Genomic DNA, 20,161 nt, shown 5'->3' on the forward strand with positions numbered 1-20,161 from the left:
GCGCAGGGCACGCAGCCGATTTCAGCAGGTTCGGCGCGGCGGCGGCCCCGCCAGTGCAGCAGCTCGAACGGGTCGGCGTCGAACGCCTCCGCGAGCAGGTAGAACGTCGCGGCGAGGTGCTTGCACGGTACGGCGAAGTCGGGGCAGTTGCAGCGTTGGTCCAGCTCGGCGACGTCGGCCGGGAACAGCGGCGCGCCGGTGGCGGCGAACAGCTCCTCCAGCTCGTTCGGGAGGTCACCGGCGAGCAGCCGGGCGCTGAAGAACGCCTGCACCGCCAGTGCCGCCTCCACCCGGTCCCACAGCGCCTCCGGGAACGGCTCCAGCGCTATCCGCACCCGGTACGGCTGAGGCCGCGAGCCCTGCACGCGCGCGGTCACCACGCCGGGGGCGACGTCGAGGTCGAGCACCTGCCCCGCCCGCGCGTACGACCGACCTCGGGTGAGCCGGGTGCCGAGCGCGAAGGACTCCAGCACCTCCAGGAACCGGCGCGACCACCAGGAACGGCCGATCGCGCCCCGGGTGCTGCGGGCCCGCAGCCCGCCCTCGACCCGGCGGGGCCGCCCGTAGTCGGCGAACGGGCCGCTCGTGCCTGCCCCGCTCACTCGACCACCGCCCCGGCCTCCAAAGCGAACAGCTCGCGCAGCCGGTCCGTGGACAGCTCGGTGACCCACTGCTCACCGGTGCCCACCACGGACGCGGCCAGGCTCCGCTTCTCGGCGATCATCGCCGCGACCTTCTCCTCCAGCGTGCCGGCGCAGACGAACTTGCGGACCTGCACCCGCCGCCGCTGGCCGATGCGGAACGCCCGGTCGGTGGCCTGGTCCTCCACCGCCGGGTTCCACCACCGGTCGACGTGCACGACGTGGTTGGCGGCGGTGAGGGTGAGCCCGGTGCCGCCGGCCTTGAGGGAGAGCACGAACAGCGGCGGGCCCGCGTCGGACTGGAACCGGGTCACCATCGCGTCCCGGTCGGCCTTGCCGACCCCGCCGTGCAGGAAGAGCACCTCACGGCCGAACCGGGCCGAGAGGTGACCGCGCAGCATCCCGCCGAACTCGGCGTACTGGGTGAACAGCAGGGCCTTCTCCCCCGCCGCGAGCACCTCGTCGAGGATCTCCTCCAACCGGGCCAGCTTGCCGGAGCGGCCGGTCAGCGCGGAGCCGTCGCGCAGCAGCTGGGCGGGATGGTTGCAGACCTGCTTGAGCCGGGTCATCGCCGCCAGTACCAGGCCGCGACGCTCGATGCCGTCACTGGACTCGATGCGGGCCAGCATGTCGTCCACCACCGCCTGGTACAGCCCCGCCTGCTCGGCGGTGAGGTTGCACAGCACCTCCATCTCCAGCTTCTCCGGCAGGTCGGAGATGACCGAGGAGTCGGTCTTGAGCCGGCGCAGCACGAACGGGCCGGTCATCCGGCGCAGCCGCTCGGCGGCCTCGGCGTCGCCGTGCCGCTCGATCGGTTCGGCGTACGCCTTGCGGAACGACGCCGCCGGGCCGAGCAGTCCGGGGTTGGCGAACTGCATGATGGACCACAGGTCGGCGAGCCGGTTCTCCACCGGCGTGCCGGTGACCGCGATCCGGTGTCGGGCGGGCAGCGCCCGGACGGCCTCCGCCTGCCGGGTCGAGGCGTTCTTGATCGCCTGGGCCTCGTCGACGACGACCCGGTGCCAGTCGATCCCGGCGAGGTCGACGGCGTCCCGGGCGGCCACCGAGTAGGTGGTGAGGACCAGGTCCGCCGCGTGCACGGCCGCGACGAAGTCGTCGCCCCGCGCCCGCTCGGCACCGTGGTGCACGTGTACGCGCAGCTTCGGGGTGAACCGGGCGGCCTCCCGCTGCCAGTTGCCGACCAGCGACATCGGACAGACCAGCAGGGTCGGGCCGGCGTCCGGCGGGTCCCCGGCGAGCAGGGCGAGTAGCTGCACCGTCTTGCCCAGCCCCATGTCGTCGGCGAGCACCCCGCCGAGGCCGAGCGACTGGAGGAACGCCAGCCAGGCCAGCCCGCGCCGCTGGTACGGCCGCAGCGTCCCGGCGAAGGCCGGCGGCGGGTCGAGCGGGGTGAGTCGGCGCTCGGCCTGCCCGGCGAGCAGGTCACCCAGCGCGCCGTCGGCGCTCACCTCCAGCACCGGCAGCGCGTCGGCGGAGTCGGACTCGGCCAGCCCGAGCCGGAGCAGGTCGGCCACCGTCAGCTCGCCCGCCGAACGCAGCAGCCGCAACCCGGCGGCCAGCCGCGCCGGGTCCAGCTCGACCCAGCGTCCGCGCAGCCGGACCAGCGGGGTCTTCAGCTCCGCCAGCGCGGCCAGTTCCTCGGCGGAGATCGACTCGTCGCCGAGGGACACCTCCCACCGGTAGTCGACCAGGGCGTCCAGGCCGAACCCGCCGCCGGCGGCGGCCACCGTGCCGGGGGCGGTACGGCTGCGCGCCTGCAACCTCGCCCCCAGCCGCGACGACGGTCGGCCGCCACCAGCCCGGCAGCAGCACCCCGAACCCGGCGGCGTGCAGCACCGGCGCGCCCTCGCGCAGGAACCGGTGCGCGCCCTCGACGTCCAGCTCCAGCGCCTCCGGCGTCGCCGTACGCAGGGCGGCGTCCAGCTCCGGCCAGAGCCGGCTGGCCCGGCCCAGCTCGGCGAGCAGAGTTTCCTGGGGGGAGTCGAGCCGGCCCGCGAGCCCGGGAAGGGCGTGCGGGGACCGCCAGATCTGACCGGCGTCGACGAGCAAGCTCGGCTCGTCGGCGGCCTGGAGCCCGAACTCCACCCGCCAGCGGCCCGGGTCGACCGAGGCGCTCTCCGCATCGTCCGCCGCCACGCCCGGCTCGCTCTCCGCATCGGCCGCGTCCTGGGCCAGCGCGGCGGCGAGGGCGTCGGCGATCGGGTCGGCGGCCGGCTCCACCAGCCGGAAGCTGGCCCGAACCGTGCCGCCGGCCGCGTCCCGCTGCCAGTCGGCCAGCGCGGCGGCCAGCGCGTCGAGGGCGGCCCGCTCGGCGGTGAACCCACCGTCTGGCCCGGTCAGCGCCGCGAGCCAGGCCGGCACCGCACCGCCCGGGCGGCCACCACCGGTCAGCCCGGTACGGGTGAGGGCGGCCCGCGCGGCGGCGTCGGTGAGCGCGTCGAGGGCGTCGGCGACCAACTCCCCGGCCGGCACGTCGCTGGCGGCCCGGGGCGGCCGGGGGCAGGGCCAGGGCGAGTGACCGCGCCCAGGCGGCGTCCGCGCCGGTGAGCAGGGGCCGCCACACCGCCCGCGCCCCGACCCCGCCGGTCGGACGCGGGCCGACGGCGTGCGCCGCACCCGCCCGGGGAAGCGGACGGAAGACGGCCGGCCTCCGGCCCGGGTGCGGGTGCGGGGGCGACGCCGGGCAAGGACCCGGCTCCTGCGGACCAGGTCGGCGGCGAACTCGGTCAGCTCCTCGAGGTGCCGCAGTGTTCGCGCTGGGCACCTCCGGGACGGTCGCCGGCAGCGCGCAGCAGCGCGAGCGCGTCCGCCGGGGCGTACCGGAGGGCGGGAGCGCGCCAGCCGGCGAGGGTGACCGGCCCACGGACCGGTTCGGCGACGGCCGTGCGGACCAGCTCCGGGGAGTCGGCCGGCGAGCCCGCCCGGGTGGGCAGGCGCAGCAGCACCGACCCGGGCTCGGCGGCGGCCGGCCCGGCGGCGAGCGCGGCGGCGAGGGTGGCGTGGTCGGCGGCGAACGGATGGGGGCGCTCGCGGGGGGCCCGGCCCGGCCGGCGGGGCGCCTGCGGCGGCAGGCCGCTGTCCTCCGCCCAGACGGCGAGCCCCGCGCCGGGCAGCCACGACCCGTGGACGACCAGCACCGCTCCCCCTTTGCCGACGACCCCCGAGAATAGACCGGATACGGTCGGGCGGCCGACGCACCGGGCCGACCGGCCGGGTCGGCGCTTTCCCGGTGCGGCCGGGGTGGGTCAGACCACGCCGGTGGAGCCGTCGGTCAGCTCGCGCAGGATGTCGGCGTGGCCGGCGTGTCGGGCGGTCTCCTCGATCATGTGCACCAGGATCCAGCGCAGGGATACCTCGCCGAGCTGCGGCTGCGGCACCACGTGGTCGAGGTCGAAGCGCGCCGCGATCTCCCGGGATCGGGCGCAGGCCCGCTCGTAGCCGGCCACGAGTGTCTCGACGGTGTCGGAGGCGTCGAGGGTGAAGCTGGCCGCCGCCTCCTCCTCGGTGGTCTGGTAGACGTCGCCGGGCTCCGGGGCGAGCAGGCAGGGAAACCAGTTCCGTTCCACCAGGGTCAGGTGCTTCACCAGGCCGGCGAGGGTGGTGAGGGAGGGCACGAGCCGGCGCCGGGCGTCAGCGTCGGTGAGGCCGGCCAGCTTGCGCAGCACGGTGGCGCGGTGGAAGTCGAGGAATGATTCGAGCACGGCACGCTCGTCGCCGGTGCGGGCCAGCACCGGCCCGAGGGTGGGGTCGACCTTGATCTCCGCCATCCCCGGACCCTAGCCCTCCCGAGCCGGTCGCGCTGCCCGAGCCGGTCGCGCGGGCCCGCTCGCCGGGGGCCGGCTATCGCCTGCGGTGCGTCGGCCGCCGGGGCAGGATGGGCCCATGGCATCAACGGCAGAGATTCCGCTGGCGGGCGGCAACGCCGACGGGCAGACGGTCACGGTCGAGCTGGACAGCAACGGCCGGCCGCCGCTGACCCACCATCACCTCGGCGCGCACGGGCTGGCCGAGGCCGAGATCTACGAGCTGGAGTCGACCACCGGCGGGGATCAGGGGTGGCTCTACCGGTGGCGGGGGCCGGCCGTCTGACCGGGCGCGGGCCGTCGGTGGCGACCGCGCGATACCGCCGACATGGCGGGTCCTCGGCACGCGGACACCCTGATGCCGCGGGCCTGGTGTCGATCGCCGGCCCCAACGGCACCAGGCGGAACGGGTCAGGCCACGGTGGCGCGGGTCAGGGTTCGCGAGCGCAGGCTCGCCAGCACCCCGCCGGCGACCTGGGAGGTGCCCCGGGCCTGGTCACAGACCTCGGCCACCCGACGCGCGGTCTCCGCGGCGCGCGCGTCCCGCTCGTCCCACAGCCGGTCGACCTCGGCCAGCAACGGCCCCTCGACCTCGCGTTCGACGCCGCGCAGCGCGGGCACGCCGAGCCGCTGGGCGAGGTCGAAGACCTTTCCGGCGTACGGCAGGGGCAGGAACGGGGTGCCGACCATCGCCGAGAAGATCAGGAAGTGCAGCCGCATGCCGACGGCGAGGTCGAAGTGCCTCATCAGCCCCAGCACCTGCCGGGGTGAGTAGTCGCCGTGCAGGATGCGGCCCCGCTCGGCGGCGATCATGTGCGACATGACGCCGTGCGAGTGCCGGATGTCGTCGCGTTCCATCGGTACGAACAGCACGTACGCGTCGATCCGGTGGATCAGGAAGTCGGCGATCTGGGCGATCAGTCGGTGGTAGCCGTCGACGTCGAGCCGTTCGGCGGCCCGACCCGGCTCCCGTACGCTGAGCCCGACCAGCCGCCTGCCGGCCGGCACGCCCTCCTCCCGCAGGAGGTGCTCGGGGAACTCCTGCGGCTCCAGCAGGAACGCGGGGTCGGCGGTCACCGTGATCGGGTTGATCAGCCCGGACTCCTCCAGCACCATCCGGGACTCCTGGTCCCGCACCGTGACCTCGACGGCACCGGCCAGGGTTTCCCGCACCATGCCGGTGTCCACCCCGTCGTTGAGCGGACCCACCCCGACCGCGTACGTGAGCAGGGGCAGCCCCCGCTCCTGGGCGACCCGGACCACGCGCAGGTAGCGGCGGGCCTCCCGGTCGTAGAGGATGCCGCCGCCACCGAGGATCAGCAGGTCCAACTCGGCCAGCACCTCGGCCGAGTCGACCCGGCTCACCCCCTCCCACGGCACGGCCTCGACGTCAGGGTGGGCCTGGGCGGTGTGCGCCGGGTTGCGGGAGAAGACGATGATCCGCGCGTACGGCTCGTGCGAGCGCAGGTCGGCCAGGAGGCCGGTCAGGATCGCCTCGTCGCCGAGGTTGCGGCCGCCGTACGAGCCCAGCACGCCGATGGTCGGTCCGGTGCGGTCCCTCATGCGCCTCGCTCCTCCCCGCAGGATGCGTTCCGGGTGGGTTTCCCGCTGGCCGCGGGGACACACGTACCACCTCGGGCGGTGCGGGCGAGGGGTTCGGCGGTCATCGGGGCCAGGGCGAGCGACACGGCGACTCCTCGGGACAGGACGCCGTCAGCCGCGCGACGCCGGCCCCGGGGCACCAGGTCGCGGGGCGGCACCGCCGACGAGGCGGGACACCAGGGCCGAAACCACCGCGTCGACGTCGAAGCCGGCGTCGATCGAGGTGGTGAGCAGGTCGAGCAGCAACCCGTCCACCGCATAGTGCAGCAGAGCGATCTCGAACGGGCCACCCGGTAGCCCGGCTGCGGCGTGGAACGCGACGTCGTCGGCGTACCCCCGGCGGAGCACCTCGGCCAGGCCCCGGCCCAACTCGGGGTGGCGGGCCGCCTCCAGCCGCAGCTCGATCAGCGCCCGGGTGACGTACGGCTCGCGGGTGGTCCGCTCGACGATGTAGCGGACGTAGTCGGTGGTGAGGTCGATCGACGGTGCGCGGGCGGCGAGCCGGGCGAGGACGGCCTCGTCGGGGGCGTACCGCTCGAAGACCCGCTCGCCGAGCGCGCCGAGCAGCGCCTCGCGGGTGGGGAAGTAGTTGGAGGCGGTGCCGGTGGGCACCCCCGCCTCGGCGTCGACGGCGCGGTGGGTGAGCCCCCGCGCACCGGCGGTGGCGAGCACGCGCAGCCCGGCGTCGGCGAGCAGGGCGCGTCGTTGCGGGTTCCGGGCCATGGTGAACACGGTAGCAACAACCACGACAGGTGTAGTACCTTCCAACCACGACAACAGTAGTGGTTGATGGGAGTCTCCTTGCGCAAGCTCGTGTACTACGTGGCCAGCACCCTCGACGGCTTCATCGCCGCCCCCGACGGGTCGTACGACTTCTTCCCCGTGGAGCCGGACGTGACCGCCCACCTCGCCGCCGGATGGCCGCAGGCCTTCCCCACGTTCAGCCACCCGCAGCTCGGCATCGACCGGCCCACCGGGCGCTTCGACACGGTGCTGATGGGCCGCGCCACCTATGAACCGGCGCTGCGCGCCGGCATCGCCAGCCCGTACGCCCACCTGCGGCAGTACGTCTTCTCCCGGTCGCTGCCCCCGTCGACCGCCCCCGGGCTGGAGGTCTTCGCCGGCGACCCGGTGGCCTTCGTCCGCGAGCTGAAGGGGCGGCCCGGCGGCGACATCTGGCTCTGCGGCGGCGGGAACCTCGCCGGCCAGCTGCTGCCCGAGGTGGACGAACTCGTGGTGAAGCTGCACCCGATCGTGGCCGGCAGCGGTATCCCGCTGGCCGCCCGGGGCTTCGAGGCACACCGGTTCGCCCTGACCGGCACGCGGGCGTTCGACAGCGGCCTGGTCCTCCTGCACTACGTCGCCGCGCCCGCCCCCTCCGCCCCGGCCGCCGCGCTGGCGACCCCGGCCGGCGCAGCGGCCGACGGTGCGGCGGCGGGCGTCACTGCGGAGGGCGCGCCGGGGCGGTGAGGAACGGCAGCACGGCGGCAGGCAGCGCCGGCGAGTCGAGCATCTCGTAGTGGGTCAGCCCCGGCAGGACGGCCAGCCGGGACGCGGGGCGGCCGGCGCCGTCCCAGCCGGCGTCGCGGTGGCCGCCGCCGAGCAGCCCGAAGAACTCCGCCACGTGGCCGGTCGGAACCGAGTCGGCGTCGGCGAAGACCAGCAGGGTCGGGTTGGCCAGGGCGGCCACCTGCGCCGACCAGTCGTAGTCGCGACGCAGCAGCTCCCCCGTCTTCGCCCACAGCGCCGGCCAGTCCTGCGGGCGGGGGGCGATCCGGGCGTACAGCTCGTGCGGCGGGGTGCCCCGCATCCGCTCCCCCGTCGCCGCGTCCTGGGCCGCCATCGCGGCCAGCACCTCCGGATACCACCCGCCGCGGCGGCACGGCGCGGAAACCACCACGAGGCGGCGCACCAGCGCGGGGTGCTGGATCGCCACCCGCAGCGCCACCCCGCCGCCCAGCGAATAGCCCAGCACGTCGGCCTCGCCGAGGCCCAGGTGGCGGATCAGCGCGGCGACGTCGTCGGCCATCGACTCGAACCGCAGGGGGCGGTCGACGTCGGCGGTGCGGCCGTGCCCCTGGAGGTCGACCGTCACCACCCGCCGGCGGCCGGCGAACGCCGGCAGCAGCGGGGCGAACGACTCCGCCGTGCCGTACCCGCCGTGCAGCAGCACCAACGGGCCGCCCGAGCCGCGCACCTCGTGCCACAGCCGCAGGCCGTTGACCTCCGCGTAGCTCACCCGGCGCACCTCCGGCTCCGCCCGACCCTCCCGCTTCCGATCCAACCCCAGCGGTACGACATTCCGGCCCGGAAACTTCTCCGGAGTTTTCTGTTGGCATCCCGGCCACCCGCTTTTCCCACCGGTGTCAGCGCACCAACCCTCGGCCGGACCACCCGCCGCGCCGAGCGAAGAGGGGTCAGACACATGCGAGAGGGATCGAACCAGAGCCGCTGGACGCGTCGCACGGCCGCCGTGGGCGGGGCGGCGCTGAAGCGCGCTCGTGCTCGGCCAGCCCCCAGCGGCCTGGCCACCGTCTCCGGCAGCTCGGCCCCCAGCCTCGGCACGTCCAACTGGTTCGAGAAGTCCTGCCCCGCCGGCAAGCACGCCATCGGGGCCGGCGGCGCCGTCGTCGGGGCGTCGAACAGCGAGGTGATCCTGGAGGACCTGCGCATCCAGCAGAACAGCGTCGTGGTGGCCGGCGCCGAGGACAACGGCTTCGCCGGCACCTGGTGGCTCGACGCCACCGCCATCTGCGCCGACCCGCTGCCCGGCGAGCAGCGCGTCGTCGACGACAGCGCCTACAGCTCCGCCGTCGTCCAGTCGGTGGTGGCCACCTGCCCGCCCGGCACCCGGGTGCACGGGTGGGCGGCGAGATCCTCGGCGGCGACGGCCAGGTGAGCCTGACCGAAATGCGGGCCACCTCCTCGACCACGGTGACCGTCCGCGCGATAAAGGACGAGGACGGGTCAGCGGCAACTGGAAGGTGCGCGCGTACGCGGTCTGCGCGAACTGACCCGGTCACGGCGGGCCGCCGGTCACCCCCGGCGGCCCGCGCCGTCGTGGCGGCGGGGCGTAAACCGCTTGCCGTACGCCGGGGCGCGGCACGATGAGGGTGGAGCCGCCGTCCGACGAGGCCGTGACTTCGTCCACCGATCGGAAAGCATCAGGAATGACGGGCAAGGCGTATCAGGTTATCGTGCGCGGCAAGTTCGCGCCGCTCGATGCCGGGCAGCGGGCCGCGCTGCTCGCCCGGGCCGACGAGCACGACGTGTTCGCGGCGCGGTTCACCGAGGAGGGCACGGTGACCTACGAGCGTTCCCTGGTCGCGTTCACCTTCCGCTGCGTCGTCCGGGCCCCTGCGGAGGACGCCGAGGACGTGGTGACCGGCCGGGCGGAGGCGCTCGCCTCAGCCGCCGTCCGGGGGCTGGGCGTCGACCACGGCGACCTCGCGTCGGTGTCGACGGACCTCGACAGCATCAAGGTCCGCCCCCGGGACGCTGACCGCAAAGAACTGAGACGACGACGGGCCGCCGTCCTCCCCAGCGGCCGGCATGCTTGGTGCATGCGCCTGTTGGTACTCGGCGGGACCTGGTTCGTAGGCCACGCGATCGTCACCGCAGCTCTCGACGCCGGCTGGGAAGTGACTACGTTCCACCGGGGCACCTCGGCCGGGACTGACCTTAAGGGCGTACGCACCGTCCAGGGCGACCGGACGAAGCCGGCCGACGTCGCCGCCCTGACCGGCACCGGGCCGTGGGACGCCGTGGTGGACACCTCCGGCTACGTACCGAGGAACACGCTCCACGTGGCGCGTGCGCTGGCCCCAGTCGCCGACCGGTACGTCTTCGTGTCGACGGTGAGCGTCTACCGCGACTGGCCCCGAAAGCCGCTCAGTGAGGACTCTGCGGTGCTCCCCTGTCCGCCCGATGCGGGCCCGAACCACGGCACCGACACGGAGGACGGGCCGACGCGGTACGGCTACCAGAAGTCCGGCTGTGAGGCGGCGGCAGTCGCCGCGTTCGGGCCCGACCGGACGACGATTCTGCGCCCCGGTGTGGTGCTCGGGCCTCGCGAGTACGTCGGCCGTCTGCCCTGGTGGCTTCGCCGCGTAGCCGCCGGTGGCCAAGTCCTCGCCCCCGGCTCGCCGGACCGCCCGATTCAGCCGGTCGACGTGCGCGACCTGGCCGCGTTCACCCTGCGCACCGTGGCCGACGGGATCTCTGATGCCTTGAACGTCTGCGCCCCGGTCGGGGCGGCCACGTTCGGGGAGTTGCTTGCCGCCTGCGCGGACGTCACCGGGGCAGCGGCCTCGTTCGAATGGGTGCCGGACGACGTGCTTCTCGGCCAAGGCGTGCGGCAATGGTCCGAGCTGCCCCTGTGGCGCGCCTACGAGGGCGTGTGGCGGGTCGACGCGACCCGCGCGCGCCAGGCCGGCTTGCTCTATCGACCGCTGAGCGAGACCGTGGCCGGCACCTGGCGGTGGCTGACGGAGGCTGGCGAAACGCGTATCCATGATCGGGCCGTCGAGATCGGGCTCAGCCGGGACAAGGAGCAACGCGTGCTGACCGTCTGGGAAGCGTCAGGAAAGCGGACGGGCTGACGTTTCGGCCAGCCAGACAGAGATGTGCTCGGCCAGCCGCTGCGCCTCCGGGTCAGTGGCCCACGGTTCCGTGGCCAGCAGCCGGCCGGCATTCGCCAGCCGACCGGTCAAGGAGACGTTCCGCTTCTGCGCCGGCAGATCGAGCACACTTCGCAGCGCATCGGCTGCGGCATCCCGGTCGCCCATGTGCAGATACGCGGTGGCCACGTCGATCTGGGCCCCGTTGATCTGGGAGTACGGCTGCCGGGGCGCAGGCACGGCTTCGTGTAGCCGCAGTGCTTCGTGGGCATACCTCGCCGCCTGCTCGCCGTTGCCCAGGTCCAGCCATGCCGCCGCCGCGCAGGCCGCCGCACGGGCATCACCGAATGCGAACTCACCACCGACCAGCCGGCTCAGGCCGTCGGGCGACGATGCGGCCACCTCACGGTCGCGCTGCGCCGCGTCCAGCACCCGCGCGACAGAGCCGGCATCGGCCAGCAGGGCGTGGGACCGGGAGGCGATGTACCGCAGACGGAGTCTCGGCTCTCCTTCGGGGGCGGCTCGCATCGCTCGGGCGAAGTAGGCCAGTGCGGCATCCGGTTCGTTGCGCCAGTTCGCCAACGTCATTCGCAGGCCGTAGGTCCACGCCTTGAGCGAGGCGTGTCCGGCTAGGTCCGCGTACTGCGTGGAAGCCCGGGCAAGCGCCGCCGACTCGTTCCAGTGCCCGAGGTCGAACGCGGTGGACGCCATCAGCGCCGTCCCCTGTCCGACGATCGCGTACAGGTCGGCCAGATCCCCCGGCCGCCGCGTGCGTTCGGCCAGCTTCCGGGCCTCGTTCCGCAGGTGACGCGCGCTCGTGAACACATCGAACGCGGCCATCCCGCCGGAGCCCGCGAGCAGGATCATCTCCTCCTGTAATGACTCGATAGATTCGTCGATGGCTGGCCCAAGAGTCAGTAGCGGGTCATCAGCCACGGATTCCGTGGCATCGCTCACGATGTCAACAACAGCAGTTCCGGCGGACGATGGGGCGTCGGATTTCTCGACGGCGTCGACGGATTCACGGAGGAAACCGTCCCGGACCACTTCGGATACCCGATTCAGGGCAGCAGTCAGGATCTCCTGATTGAATTTCCCGGGCACCGTATCCGGGCGGCTGTGCCAGTAGGCGACGGTCCTGACAGCGATCCCGAGCCAGCCCGCGAATCCCTCGTTCGTCATCCCCGCCGCTCGCTGGAGCAGGCAGGCACGGCGGCCTGTCCACCGGGGAGCCTCCACCACCGCGACCTCAACTCATCGATTGCATCAGTTTGCTCTCATCTTGCACCGCCATTGCCTGGGCTGGCCAGCCGCCACGACGGACGCTGACTGACGAAAGCCGCACGAGATCCTCTAGATGAGAAGTCCGACGATCGGCATCCCTGTCGCCGGGATTCCCCGTCATCGCCGCAGCCATAAGGAGCTTCATGAGGTCAACACCAGACGGCCAGAAATTCCGCGTGGGCCCGACGATAATCCGGGTCTGGAAGATTCTGAGTGGCCAGTCGCGGAGGGACTCAAGCCGGGGTCACGGTCTCGACATCGGCCAGGCCGGCCAGGAAGCGGAGTTCCGGGCGGCGCAGCGGCTGATCCTAAATGAGGCCGAACGCCAACGCGGCACCCCGGAGGGCGGGCGGCACCGATGGTACGACGGGCCGACCCGACTCGTGCCGCTCGCCTACCATCGGGCGCCCCGGCTGACGCGGCAGCAGCACGGGTACCGGTGCCGTGGATGAGCTGCCCGTGGGCCGCCGGATCGCATACTGGCGGACCCGGCGCAGAATGTCGCAGCAGGCGCTCGCCGACACGTTGGGCAAGTCAAAGAGCTGGGTGGACAAGGTCGAGCGGGGCGTACGCCGACTGGACAAGCTCTCCAACCTCCAGGAGATCGCCGGTGTCCTCCGGATCGACGTCCAGTTCCTGATCGGCACCGAGCCGGCGTCCTCCGGGTCAGGCGCGGCAGAAGGCGGACCACTCTCCGACCGTGACCTCGACGCACTCCGGACGGCAATGTTCCGGCATGACGCAACCATGGCCCGCCCCGATTGCACCCGCCCGCCCAGGGTCGAAGCCGAACTGGATCGCAGCGTCGAGCACGCCTGGCTGGCGTACCAGCACGCCGACTACCGGCAACTCCTGCGGATCCTGCCCGGCCTGCTGCACGACACCCAGTTGGCCCGGGTCGCACGTCCGAACAACGCACGGACGCACCACCTGCTCGGGCAGGTCCACCAGCTCACCTCGGCGCTGCTCGGCAAGGTGGGCGAGACGGGCATGGCCTGGCTCGCCGCCGACCGGGCCCTCACGATCTGCCAAGATGCCGGCGACGAGTCACTCGCCGCGTTGGCCGCCAGCCAGTTTGCCCGCGTGCTGCACTCCCTGGGACGCCACCGGCACAGCATGGAGGTGGCGGACGCCATCGCGACCCGGCTCGCCCCGCCGGACCCCCCGGGCACGCCGCCCGAGCATCTTCCCGGCTACGGAGCCCTTCTGCTCCAGGCCGCGACAGGCGCGGCCGGCTGTGGGGACCAGGACACCGTCCGTCGCTTCCTCGATCGGGCCGACGAGGCCGCCACCCTGATGGGCGAGGACCGGAGTCAGCACTGGGCGACCTTCGGTCCGGTCGCGGTCAGCCTGACCCGGATCACCACCGCACTCGACCTAGACGACCACGCCTACGCGCTCGCCCTCCATCGGCAGGTGGTTGGCAGCGTCGCCTTCCAACGGCTTCCCATGGAGCGCCGGGCGGCTCATCTGATCGACGTGGCCTGCCGGTGCGTACGCCTGGGTGAACTGCCCGAGGCGGGGCGGGCGCTGCTGCTCGCCGATCGGACCGCACCGTCCGAGGTGCGCCATCGCCCGGCCGCCCGAGATGCCCTGCGCATCCTGGTACGCCGCTCCGCCCGGCCCGCGCCCGAGATCGCCCGCCTCGCCGAGACACTGCGGCTGCCCGTCTGAGCCAGCCCGCCCTACGAGCCGGCCCGCTCCGAGGCGACCGAGGCGGTGAAGAACTCGGCGAGCGCGTCGACCAGGTGGCGCGGGGCACGGTTGAGCGCGTCGTGAGCCGCGCGCGGAACCACCAGGGTGCGGGCGTGCGGCAGGACCCCCGCCAGAGCCTCGTTGGTCGGCCGGTAGTAGGGCGGCCCGGCGGCGCCGCAGGCCAGCAGCACCTCGGCGTCAACGCCGGCCCACTGCTCCGGCGGACCGTCGTGGCGGAGGATCAGCGTGGTCTCGTCGAGAGTGATGGGCAGCAGTTCGCCCATGGTGCGGCCGATGGGCGTACGGATGAACAGCCGGCACATGGCGACCTGTAGGCCCAGCGGCAGGCGCGACGTGGCCGACTGGGTGTTGAGGCCGGCACCGGTAAGGGCCATGGCACGGGCGAGGTCGCAGGCCCGCGCCGCGTCCCGTGCGGCCGGCAGCCACGCGGCCGGGAACAGGCCGTCGACCTGGACCGCCGCGTCGTAGAGGGCGAGCCGGCCGATCGGCAGCCGCCGCGCGGCGGCGCGCAGGGCGATGAAGCCGCCGCCGCTGTGGCCGATGACGTTGCGGGCCCCGGTGTGGGTCAGTAGCGCCGCGAGATCGTCGATGTCCTGCTCGCCGTCGTAGGGCTCGGCGCGGGCGGCCGCGTCGGCCCGACCACGGCGGTTGTAGAGGTGCACGGTGAAGCGGTCGGCCAGCCGGGTGGCCAGGCGTCGGTAGATCTCGATGGTGACACCGCCGCCGTGGACGACGACGATCCCCGGCCCGGCACCGATGGAGTGGAGCACGATCTCGGCCCCGTCGGCTGCGGGTACCCGTTGCACGGTCCAACTCTGTTCCACGTCACCCTCCCTTAAACCGCGAACGTCGTTCGCAGTTTAAAGTGTAGCGGTGACCTCACCCGCCGAACCAGTGCGGCCGTCGATCTGGTCCCGCCCGGCCCGGGGCACGCGAGGCCCGGCACCGACGCACACCCGGGACGAGATCGTGGCTGCGGCGATCGCGGTAGCGGACGCCGACGGCATCGGCGCGGTCTCGATGCGGGCGGTCGCCACGGCGCTCGACACCGGCGCCGGATCGCTCTACCGCTACCTGACCTCCCGCGACGACCTGCTCGACCTGATGGCCGACCGGGCGGCGGGAGAACTGCGCCCGTACCCGGAGTCCACCGGCGACTGGCTGGACGCGATGCTGCGGATCGCCCGCCGGCAACTGGACCTGCACCGCAGGCACCCGTGGCTGGTGGAGATCCTGCCCCGGCCGACCGCCTTCGGCCCGGAGAGCCTGGCCTTCTTCGACCACTGCCTGGGGGTCCTGCGGCCGGTGCCGGCCGCGACCACCGCCAAGTTCGAGGCGATCGCCATGACCACCGGCGTGGTGTCGCTCTTCGCGCGCAGCGAGTCCGCCGGCCCGCCGGCCCGCTTCGACGGGATCGACCTGGCGGCGTTCCCGAACCTGGTCGCCGCCCTCACCGCGCCGCAGGCACCGCCGGCGCAGCGCGACCTCTTCGAAGCGACCGTACGCGGCGTCCTGCGCGGATTGCTCGGCGACGCCGGGTGACACCCAGCGGGGCGCCAGCGAGGGCGCTGACTGTCTCCCCGGCCACCCAAGCGCCGGGCAGTCACACCACACCGGGCCAGGTCCTCCGAGGGGGACCGGTCACCGCCCCACCTCGTCGGTCAGGAAGGCCACGGGATCTCGTAGTCACCTGACCTCGCGGTTCATCCGATCCGCAGGCACCGGCCGTGAAGAGCAGAAGGGCAGTGATCGCCAACCTGAAACAACGACGAGGAGTCATGGTTACGAGGATGCTGGCCAGCCGCCGGCGGAGCATGAGTTGCCGCGCTCATCCCGCCACGAACAGTGAGCTGATCGCGACCGGCGGCGCAGGTGAGGCCGCCTCATCGCCTGCGCCAGCATGTCCTGAGACGACGCAAGATGCTGTCCAGAGTGTGGGCGCGGCAGGTTTCGAACCTGCGACCCCTCGCTTGTAAGGCGAGTGCTCTCCCACTGAGCTACGCGCCCCGAACGCCCGCACGGCGGGCCGGAGTCCGGCAAGCTTACCCTGCCGGCTCCGGCCCGACGCGCCGGTGTGCCCGTGGTGGGATCAGGCGGCGACGGCGTCGGCCAGCGCCTTGCGCCAGCCCTGCTGGTCGCGCGCCTCGCCCGGCATGTTCATCTCGGCGAACCGGACGACGCCGGCCTTGTCGATCACGAACGTGCCCCGGTTGGCGATGCCCGCGACGTCGTTGAAGACGCCGTACGCCTGGGCGACCGCGCCGTGCGGCCAGAAGTCGGCCAGCAGCGGGAACTGGTAACCCTCCTTCTCGGCCCAGATCTTGTGGGCGTAGACCGAGTCCACGCTCACGGTGAGCACCTGAACGTCGTCGTTGACATACTCGTTGAGGTTGTCCCGCACCTCGCAGAGCTCGCCCTGGCAGATGCCGGTGAAGGCGAGCGGGTAGAAGACCAGCAGCACGGTGCGCTTGCCACGGAAGTCCGACAGCCGGACCTCCTGGTTGTTCTGGTCCTTGAGCACGAAGTCCGGCGCTTCGGCGCCAACCTCGATCGGCATGCGAGCTCCTTGAGTCGATTTTGGAGGTGGCACCAGACTGCCACACCCGACGGCCAAGGCCGCCAGGTGGCCGGCCCCACGCGCGGGGCCAGCCGGTCTACTTCTTGCCCTTGGCACCCCGACGCAGCACGAGGCGGGCGCCGCTCCAGTCCCGGCCGGCGTTGACCGTGGACGTCTGTTGGAGGCCAGCGGTGGGCGCGGACTCCGCGACCTCGCTCGGCTCGACGTGGCCCTCCCGCCCGGCCTTGGGCGTCAGCAGCCACACGACGCCGTTGTCGGCCAGCGGGCCGAGGGCGTCGACGAGCAACTCGAAGAGGTCACCGTCGCCGTCTCGGTACCAGACCAGCACCGCGTCGACCACCTCGTCGGTGTCCTCGTCGACCAGCTCTCCACAGCGGTCGGTCAGGGCGTCCCGGAGATCCTGGTCGACGTCCTCGTCGTACCCCATCTCCATGACGACCATCCCCGGCTCGATACCGAACCGGTCCGCCAGGCTGCGTACCCCGTCGGCGGCCTGACCAGCGGTCGCGCTCACTGTCGCGTGCCTCCTCATCTTGTCCCTGCTCGCGGCATCGCTGCGACGCCGTCAGGCAAAGTCCACACACTCGCGGCCCACCGCGCAAGTGGCGCACCGGGTGGAACGGAATTTACCGTGCCAGCAGCGTACGGGCACCCTGGGTGATGGCATCCTCGGTGACCAGCACCTGACGCGCCGCCGGACCTAATGGTACAAACGAGTCGACACCGGCCACCCGACGCGCCGCACCGACGTACCCGCCGTCGACCAGTGCCGCGATCACCCCCTCGCCGACCCCGCCGGAGCGGCGCGTCTCGTCCACGACCAGCACCCGGCCGGTCGCCGAGGCTTCCCGGACGATGTCCGCGACCGGCAACGGCGCGATCCAGCGCAGGTCGACCACGCGGCTGCCGACCCCCTCGTCGGCCAGGGTGGCGGCGGCGCGCAGCGACATCGGCACCCCGTTACCGAAAGTGACGATCGTGACGTCCTCGGCGGTGCCGACGCCGTACACCCGGGCCCGCCCGACCGGCGCGTGCCCACCGGCCCACGCGCCCGGCTCGGCGTAGTCGGCCACCCACTCCCCGTCGCCCTCGGCGTACAGGTCGCGGGTGTGGTACAGCGCGATCGGCTCCACCAGCACGCAGACGCTGCCGTCCACCGCCGCGCTGGCCAGGCAGGTACGCAGCATCGGCGCGGCGTCGTCCGGCCGCGCCGGCACCGCGATCACCAGACCGGGCACGTCCCGCAGCACGGCCAGGGAGTTGTCGTTGTGGAAGTGCCCGCCGAAGCCCTCCTGGTACGCCAGCCCGGGGACCCGCACCACCATCGGGTTGCGGAACGCACCCGAGGAGAAGAATCGCATCGTCGCCGCCTCGCCGCGCAACTGGTCCTCGGCGTTGTGCAGGTACGCCAGGTACTGGATCTCCGGCACGGGCAGCAGCCCGGCCAGCCCGGCACCCAGCCCGAGCCCCAGGATCGACGTCTCGTCGAGCAGCGTGTCGAACACCCGAGCCGCGCCGTACCGGTCGCGCAGCCCCTTCGTCACCCCGTACACCCCGCCCCTGACGGCGACGTCCTCGCCGAACACCACCATCCCCGGGTGATCGAGCATGCCGTCGGCGAGAGCGGCGTTGATGCTCTGCGCCAGGGTGAGCGGGCCGGCCGCCTCGGGCAACCGGCCGCCGAACGCCTCCGCGCGGGCCGCCGCGCCGGGCCCGCCGGCCCGGGCCGCCGCGTCGGCAACCGCGCGGGCCACCCGGGCCGGGCGGCGGGGCGCGATCTCGGCGACCACCTCGGCCGCGGAGGCGAGTTTCGGTTCACCGAGCGCCTCCTCGGCGATCCGGCGTACCTGCCAGCCACGCTCGTCGTACCGGGCCAGCAGTTCCTCGGTCGTGGCGACGCCCGCCTCCACGAGCAGCCGGGCGGTCGCCAGCAGCGGGTCGCGGTCCAGGTCCGCGGCGATCTCGCCGGAGCTGCGGTACGCCGTCTCCGCGTCCGCCCCGGCGTGCCCCATCAGCCGCACGGTGGTCAGGTGCAGCACGGCCGGCCGCCGGTGCCGGCGCACCCAGCCCGCCGCCTCCACCGCCGCCTCGTACGCCCGCAACGGGTCGGTGCCGTCGGCGGAGAAGTAGCGGATGCCGGGCTTGGCCCGCAACGTCGCCTCCACCCAGCCCTCCGGGGACCGGACGCTGATGCCGAGCCCGTTGTCCTCGCAGACGAAGAGCACCGGGATACGCAGCCCGGTGTGGTCGTACCAGCCGGCGGTGTTGAACGCGGCGGTGGCGCTGGCATGGTTGACCGAGGCGTCGCCGAACGAGCAGACCACGATCGCGTCCGGCGGCCACGGCGAGCGGGGCGGCTGCCCGACGTCGCCGAGCGGGTCCGCCCCGGCACGCCGCCCGGCCGGGTCACGGCGGCGCAGCCGCTCCAGGGCCAGCCCCGCGCCGACCGCCCGGGGCAGGTGCGAGGCGATGGTGGAGGTGGTGGGGATTATCGCGAGGTCGGCCCGGCCGAAGACCTTGTGCCGGCCCCCGGCGATCGGCTCCCGGGCCGAGGCGACCATCCCGCGCAGCACGTCCCGGGCCGCCCCGGCGTACGCGTCCTCCCGATCGGCCGCACCGATCCGGCCGACCTCACCGGCAGGGCCGGCCTCGCCGATCCGGCTCGCCGCCGGGGCTTCGGCCGCCGCGCTCTCGGTCGCGCCGACGGTCGTACCGTCTGTGGCGTCCCCCGCCGGTCCGGGCGCGGCGGTCGGGTTCTCCGCGCTGTGGCCCAACCAACCGGCGGGGCCGGCGGCCGGCGCGGCCAGGCCGGACCAGCCGGCGCTGTCGGCCCGGTCCGCGCCGCCGTTTTGCTCTCCGCTGTCGGGGTCGCCGGCAGTCGGGCGCTCGGGGGTCGGACGGGCGGGAGTCGGGTCACCGGGAGCCGGGCCGTCGGGATCTGCGGTGTCCCCGGCCTCCCCCGCCGCACCGGACCGGGCACTCTCCCCCTGCGTCGCAGGGGAGGCAGCCTCCCCCGCCGCCGGAAAGGCCGCCTCCCCGGCGACCTGGGCGGCGCGGAGGCAGTAGAACGCGCCTGAGCGGTAGTGCAGCAGGGCCGGATCGCCGGGGCGCAGCGCGGCGGCGACTGCGGCGTTGCCCTCGTGGCCGGCGGAGCCGATGGTGTAGAAGCCCTCGCCGAAGCTGCGCAGCCACCGCCCGGCGAGGTCCAACTGCCGGCTGGTGACCTGGGCGTCGAAGATGTCCAGCAGTTGCGCGCCGGTCAGCGGCACGCCGTCGCGGACCCGTTCAGCCGGGTCACGTCGCCGGGGCGCGGCGGCGAGCCCGGCGAGGGCCTCCCGGAACCGGTCGTCGAGATCTTGCGGGGTGGTCACGTCCGACAGCATTACCGACGCGGCGGCCGGTCGCCCACTCAGACACGGTCCACCCGGGACGGTTCACCGCGCGGCCCGCTCCTCGGCGCAGCCGCCGTCGGAGACCTTCCACAGCAGCTCACGCAGGGCGGCCAGCTCGGCGTCGGTGAGCCGTCGAGGAGTCGGGAGTCCGACATCACCCACTGGAGGCGGTCGCGCATCCGCCGACCGGCCTCGGTGACCACGAGCGTCTTCTGCCTGCGGTCGGTCGGGTCGCCCTGGCGCTCCACGAGGCCCGCCTGCTCCAGCTTGTCGACCAGGGCGGTGACGTTGGAGCGGTCGCAGCGTAGCTGTTCGGCCAGGTCACGGGTCGGCAGCGGGCGATCGGGGTCCAGCTCGGGCAGCGCCCCGGCGACGGCCGGGGTGAGCCCCAGCTCGGCCACCTCGGCGTCCTGATGGTGCCGGATGGCCGAGGCGACGTGCATGATCCGGCGTACGGCGTCCCCGGCGAGGTCGGAACGGCCGCCCGCAAGGAAGGGCCCCTTCT

The 20,161-nt window shown here is 73.6% G+C and carries 15 protein-coding genes, 1 tRNA gene and 4 pseudogenes; 7 read left to right on the forward strand and 13 right to left on the reverse strand.

Annotated elements, in window-relative coordinates; translation table 11 throughout:
• Positions 1-28 precede the first annotated feature (28 nt).
• From MCAG_RS36155 to MCAG_RS07255, 3 genes and pseudogenes are all read right to left on the reverse strand, one after another.
• Positions 29-602, reverse strand: a pseudogene (locus MCAG_RS36155) (SWIM zinc finger family protein); the annotation flags it as partial.
• A pseudogene (locus tag MCAG_RS30520) lies at positions 599-3,799 on the reverse strand (SNF2-related protein). The pseudogenes MCAG_RS36155 and MCAG_RS30520, both read right to left, overlap by 4 nt.
• Positions 3,800-3,907: 108 nt before the next feature.
• Positions 3,908-4,429 carry a DinB family protein gene (locus tag MCAG_RS07255; protein WP_007072317.1) on the reverse strand — a complete coding sequence of 174 codons (522 nt, stop codon included), beginning with the start codon at positions 4,427-4,429 and terminating at the stop codon, positions 3,908-3,910.
• A 115-nt stretch (positions 4,430-4,544) separates the two neighbouring features.
• On the opposite strand from MCAG_RS07255, the gene MCAG_RS07260 reads away from it, so the two are divergent.
• Positions 4,545-4,751 (forward strand): hypothetical protein, encoded by a 207-nt coding sequence (locus MCAG_RS07260; RefSeq protein ID WP_036372697.1) that lies wholly within the window; start codon positions 4,545-4,547, stop codon positions 4,749-4,751.
• A 125-nt stretch (positions 4,752-4,876) separates the two neighbouring features.
• Here the strand turns inward: MCAG_RS07260 and MCAG_RS07265 are convergent, their stop codons facing one another.
• Both MCAG_RS07265 and MCAG_RS35885 read right to left on the reverse strand, forming a co-directional pair.
• Positions 4,877-6,028 (reverse strand): polysaccharide pyruvyl transferase family protein, encoded by a 1,152-nt coding sequence (locus MCAG_RS07265; protein WP_007072318.1) that lies wholly within the window; start codon positions 6,026-6,028, stop codon positions 4,877-4,879.
• A 150-nt stretch (positions 6,029-6,178) separates the two neighbouring features.
• Positions 6,179-6,790: a TetR/AcrR family transcriptional regulator gene (locus tag MCAG_RS35885; protein ID WP_036376587.1), complete on the reverse strand. Its 612-nt coding sequence runs from the start codon at positions 6,788-6,790 to the stop codon at positions 6,179-6,181.
• A 66-nt stretch (positions 6,791-6,856) separates the two neighbouring features.
• Here MCAG_RS35885 and MCAG_RS07275 point away from each other — a divergent pair, with 66 nt between their 5' ends.
• On the forward strand, positions 6,857-7,537 hold the full coding sequence (locus MCAG_RS07275; RefSeq protein WP_007072320.1) for a dihydrofolate reductase family protein: 681 nt from the start codon (positions 6,857-6,859) through the stop codon (positions 7,535-7,537).
• Here MCAG_RS07275 and MCAG_RS07280 read toward each other — a convergent pair.
• Positions 7,509-8,306 (reverse strand): alpha/beta fold hydrolase, encoded by a 798-nt coding sequence (locus MCAG_RS07280; protein ID WP_036372701.1) that lies wholly within the window; start codon positions 8,304-8,306, stop codon positions 7,509-7,511. The genes MCAG_RS07275 and MCAG_RS07280 overlap by 29 nt on opposite strands.
• A gap of 186 nt (positions 8,307-8,492) precedes the next feature.
• Here MCAG_RS07280 and MCAG_RS07285 point away from each other — a divergent pair, with 186 nt between their 5' ends.
• The 3 genes and pseudogenes from MCAG_RS07285 to MCAG_RS07290 all read left to right on the forward strand — a co-directional run bounded on the left by MCAG_RS07285 (position 8,493) and on the right by MCAG_RS07290 (position 10,668).
• On the forward strand, positions 8,493-8,966 hold the full coding sequence (locus MCAG_RS07285; protein ID WP_157547934.1) for a hypothetical protein: 474 nt from the start codon (positions 8,493-8,495) through the stop codon (positions 8,964-8,966).
• Between the two features lie 271 nt (positions 8,967-9,237).
• Positions 9,238-9,552, forward strand: a pseudogene (locus tag MCAG_RS34525) (DUF6204 family protein); the annotation flags it as partial.
• A 78-nt stretch (positions 9,553-9,630) separates the two neighbouring features.
• The gene (locus tag MCAG_RS07290) at positions 9,631-10,668 is read left to right on the forward strand and encodes an NAD-dependent epimerase/dehydratase family protein (protein WP_007072322.1); all 1,038 of its coding nucleotides are present in this window, start codon (positions 9,631-9,633) and stop codon (positions 10,666-10,668) included.
• On the opposite strand, the gene MCAG_RS07295 is transcribed toward MCAG_RS07290, so the two are convergent.
• Positions 10,648-11,868, reverse strand: coding sequence for a hypothetical protein (locus MCAG_RS07295; protein ID WP_232290105.1), 1,221 nt, complete (start codon positions 11,866-11,868; stop codon positions 10,648-10,650). The two genes, MCAG_RS07290 and MCAG_RS07295, sit on opposite strands and share 21 nt — an antisense overlap.
• A 546-nt stretch (positions 11,869-12,414) precedes the next feature.
• Here MCAG_RS07295 and MCAG_RS07310 point away from each other — a divergent pair.
• The gene (locus MCAG_RS07310) at positions 12,415-13,644 is read left to right on the forward strand and encodes a helix-turn-helix domain-containing protein (protein ID WP_007072324.1); all 1,230 of its coding nucleotides are present in this window, start codon (positions 12,415-12,417) and stop codon (positions 13,642-13,644) included.
• Between the two features lie 11 nt (positions 13,645-13,655).
• Here MCAG_RS07310 and MCAG_RS07315 read toward each other — a convergent pair whose 3' ends face one another.
• A complete protein-coding gene (locus MCAG_RS07315; protein ID WP_007072325.1) occupies positions 13,656-14,510 on the reverse strand; it encodes an alpha/beta fold hydrolase in 855 nt (284 codons plus the stop codon).
• A gap of 49 nt (positions 14,511-14,559) precedes the next feature.
• Here MCAG_RS07315 and MCAG_RS07320 point away from each other — a divergent pair, with 49 nt between their 5' ends.
• Positions 14,560-15,228, forward strand: a complete 669-nt coding sequence (locus tag MCAG_RS07320) for a TetR/AcrR family transcriptional regulator (RefSeq protein WP_007072326.1) — start codon at positions 14,560-14,562, stop codon at positions 15,226-15,228.
• A 393-nt stretch (positions 15,229-15,621) separates the two neighbouring features.
• Here the strand turns inward: MCAG_RS07320 and MCAG_RS07325 are convergent.
• The 5 genes and pseudogenes from MCAG_RS07325 to MCAG_RS07345 all read right to left on the reverse strand — a co-directional run bounded on the left by MCAG_RS07325 (position 15,622) and on the right by MCAG_RS07345 (position 20,099).
• Positions 15,622-15,693, reverse strand: a tRNA-Val gene (locus MCAG_RS07325).
• 82 nt (positions 15,694-15,775) lie between these two features.
• Complete coding sequence (locus MCAG_RS07330) at positions 15,776-16,243, reverse strand: peroxiredoxin (RefSeq protein ID WP_007072327.1); 468 nt, start codon at positions 16,241-16,243, stop codon at positions 15,776-15,778.
• A 97-nt stretch (positions 16,244-16,340) separates the two neighbouring features.
• Complete coding sequence (locus MCAG_RS07335; RefSeq protein WP_007072328.1) at positions 16,341-16,778, reverse strand: DUF3052 domain-containing protein; 438 nt, start codon at positions 16,776-16,778, stop codon at positions 16,341-16,343.
• Between the two features lie 112 nt (positions 16,779-16,890).
• Positions 16,891-19,647, reverse strand: coding sequence for a thiamine pyrophosphate-dependent enzyme (locus MCAG_RS07340; protein WP_007072329.1), 2,757 nt, complete (start codon positions 19,645-19,647; stop codon positions 16,891-16,893).
• A 51-nt stretch (positions 19,648-19,698) separates the two neighbouring features.
• Positions 19,699-20,099: pseudogene (locus MCAG_RS07345) on the reverse strand (MarR family winged helix-turn-helix transcriptional regulator).
• Positions 20,100-20,161 lie beyond the last annotated feature (62 nt).

Origin of the sequence: Micromonospora sp. ATCC 39149, assembly GCF_000158815.1 — a bacterium.
In the GTDB taxonomy this organism is placed as follows: Bacteria; Actinomycetota; Actinomycetes; order Mycobacteriales; family Micromonosporaceae; genus Micromonospora.

Bases quoted from the DNA above. Each gene is read 5' to 3' on its own strand.
- MCAG_RS07330 (WP_007072327.1), bottom strand. From the start codon at position 16,243: ATGCCGATCGAGGTTGGCGCCGAAGCGCCGGACTTCGTGCTCAAGGAC.
- MCAG_RS07340 (WP_007072329.1), bottom strand. From the start codon at position 19,647: ATGCTGTCGGACGTGACCACCCCGCAAGATCTCGACGACCGGTTCCGG.
- MCAG_RS07265 (WP_007072318.1), bottom strand. From the start codon at position 6,028: ATGAGGGACCGCACCGGACCGACCATCGGCGTGCTGGGCTCGTACGGC.
- MCAG_RS07255 (WP_007072317.1), bottom strand. From the start codon at position 4,429: ATGGCGGAGATCAAGGTCGACCCCACCCTCGGGCCGGTGCTGGCCCGC.
- MCAG_RS07275 (WP_007072320.1), top strand. From the start codon at position 6,857: ATGGGAGTCTCCTTGCGCAAGCTCGTGTACTACGTGGCCAGCACCCTC.
- MCAG_RS07285 (WP_157547934.1), top strand. From the start codon at position 8,493: ATGCGAGAGGGATCGAACCAGAGCCGCTGGACGCGTCGCACGGCCGCC.
- MCAG_RS07260 (WP_036372697.1), top strand. From the start codon at position 4,545: ATGGCATCAACGGCAGAGATTCCGCTGGCGGGCGGCAACGCCGACGGG.
- MCAG_RS07290 (WP_007072322.1), top strand. From the start codon at position 9,631: ATGCGCCTGTTGGTACTCGGCGGGACCTGGTTCGTAGGCCACGCGATC.
- MCAG_RS07295 (WP_232290105.1), bottom strand. From the start codon at position 11,868: ATGACGAACGAGGGATTCGCGGGCTGGCTCGGGATCGCTGTCAGGACC.
- MCAG_RS35885 (WP_036376587.1), bottom strand. From the start codon at position 6,790: ATGGCCCGGAACCCGCAACGACGCGCCCTGCTCGCCGACGCCGGGCTG.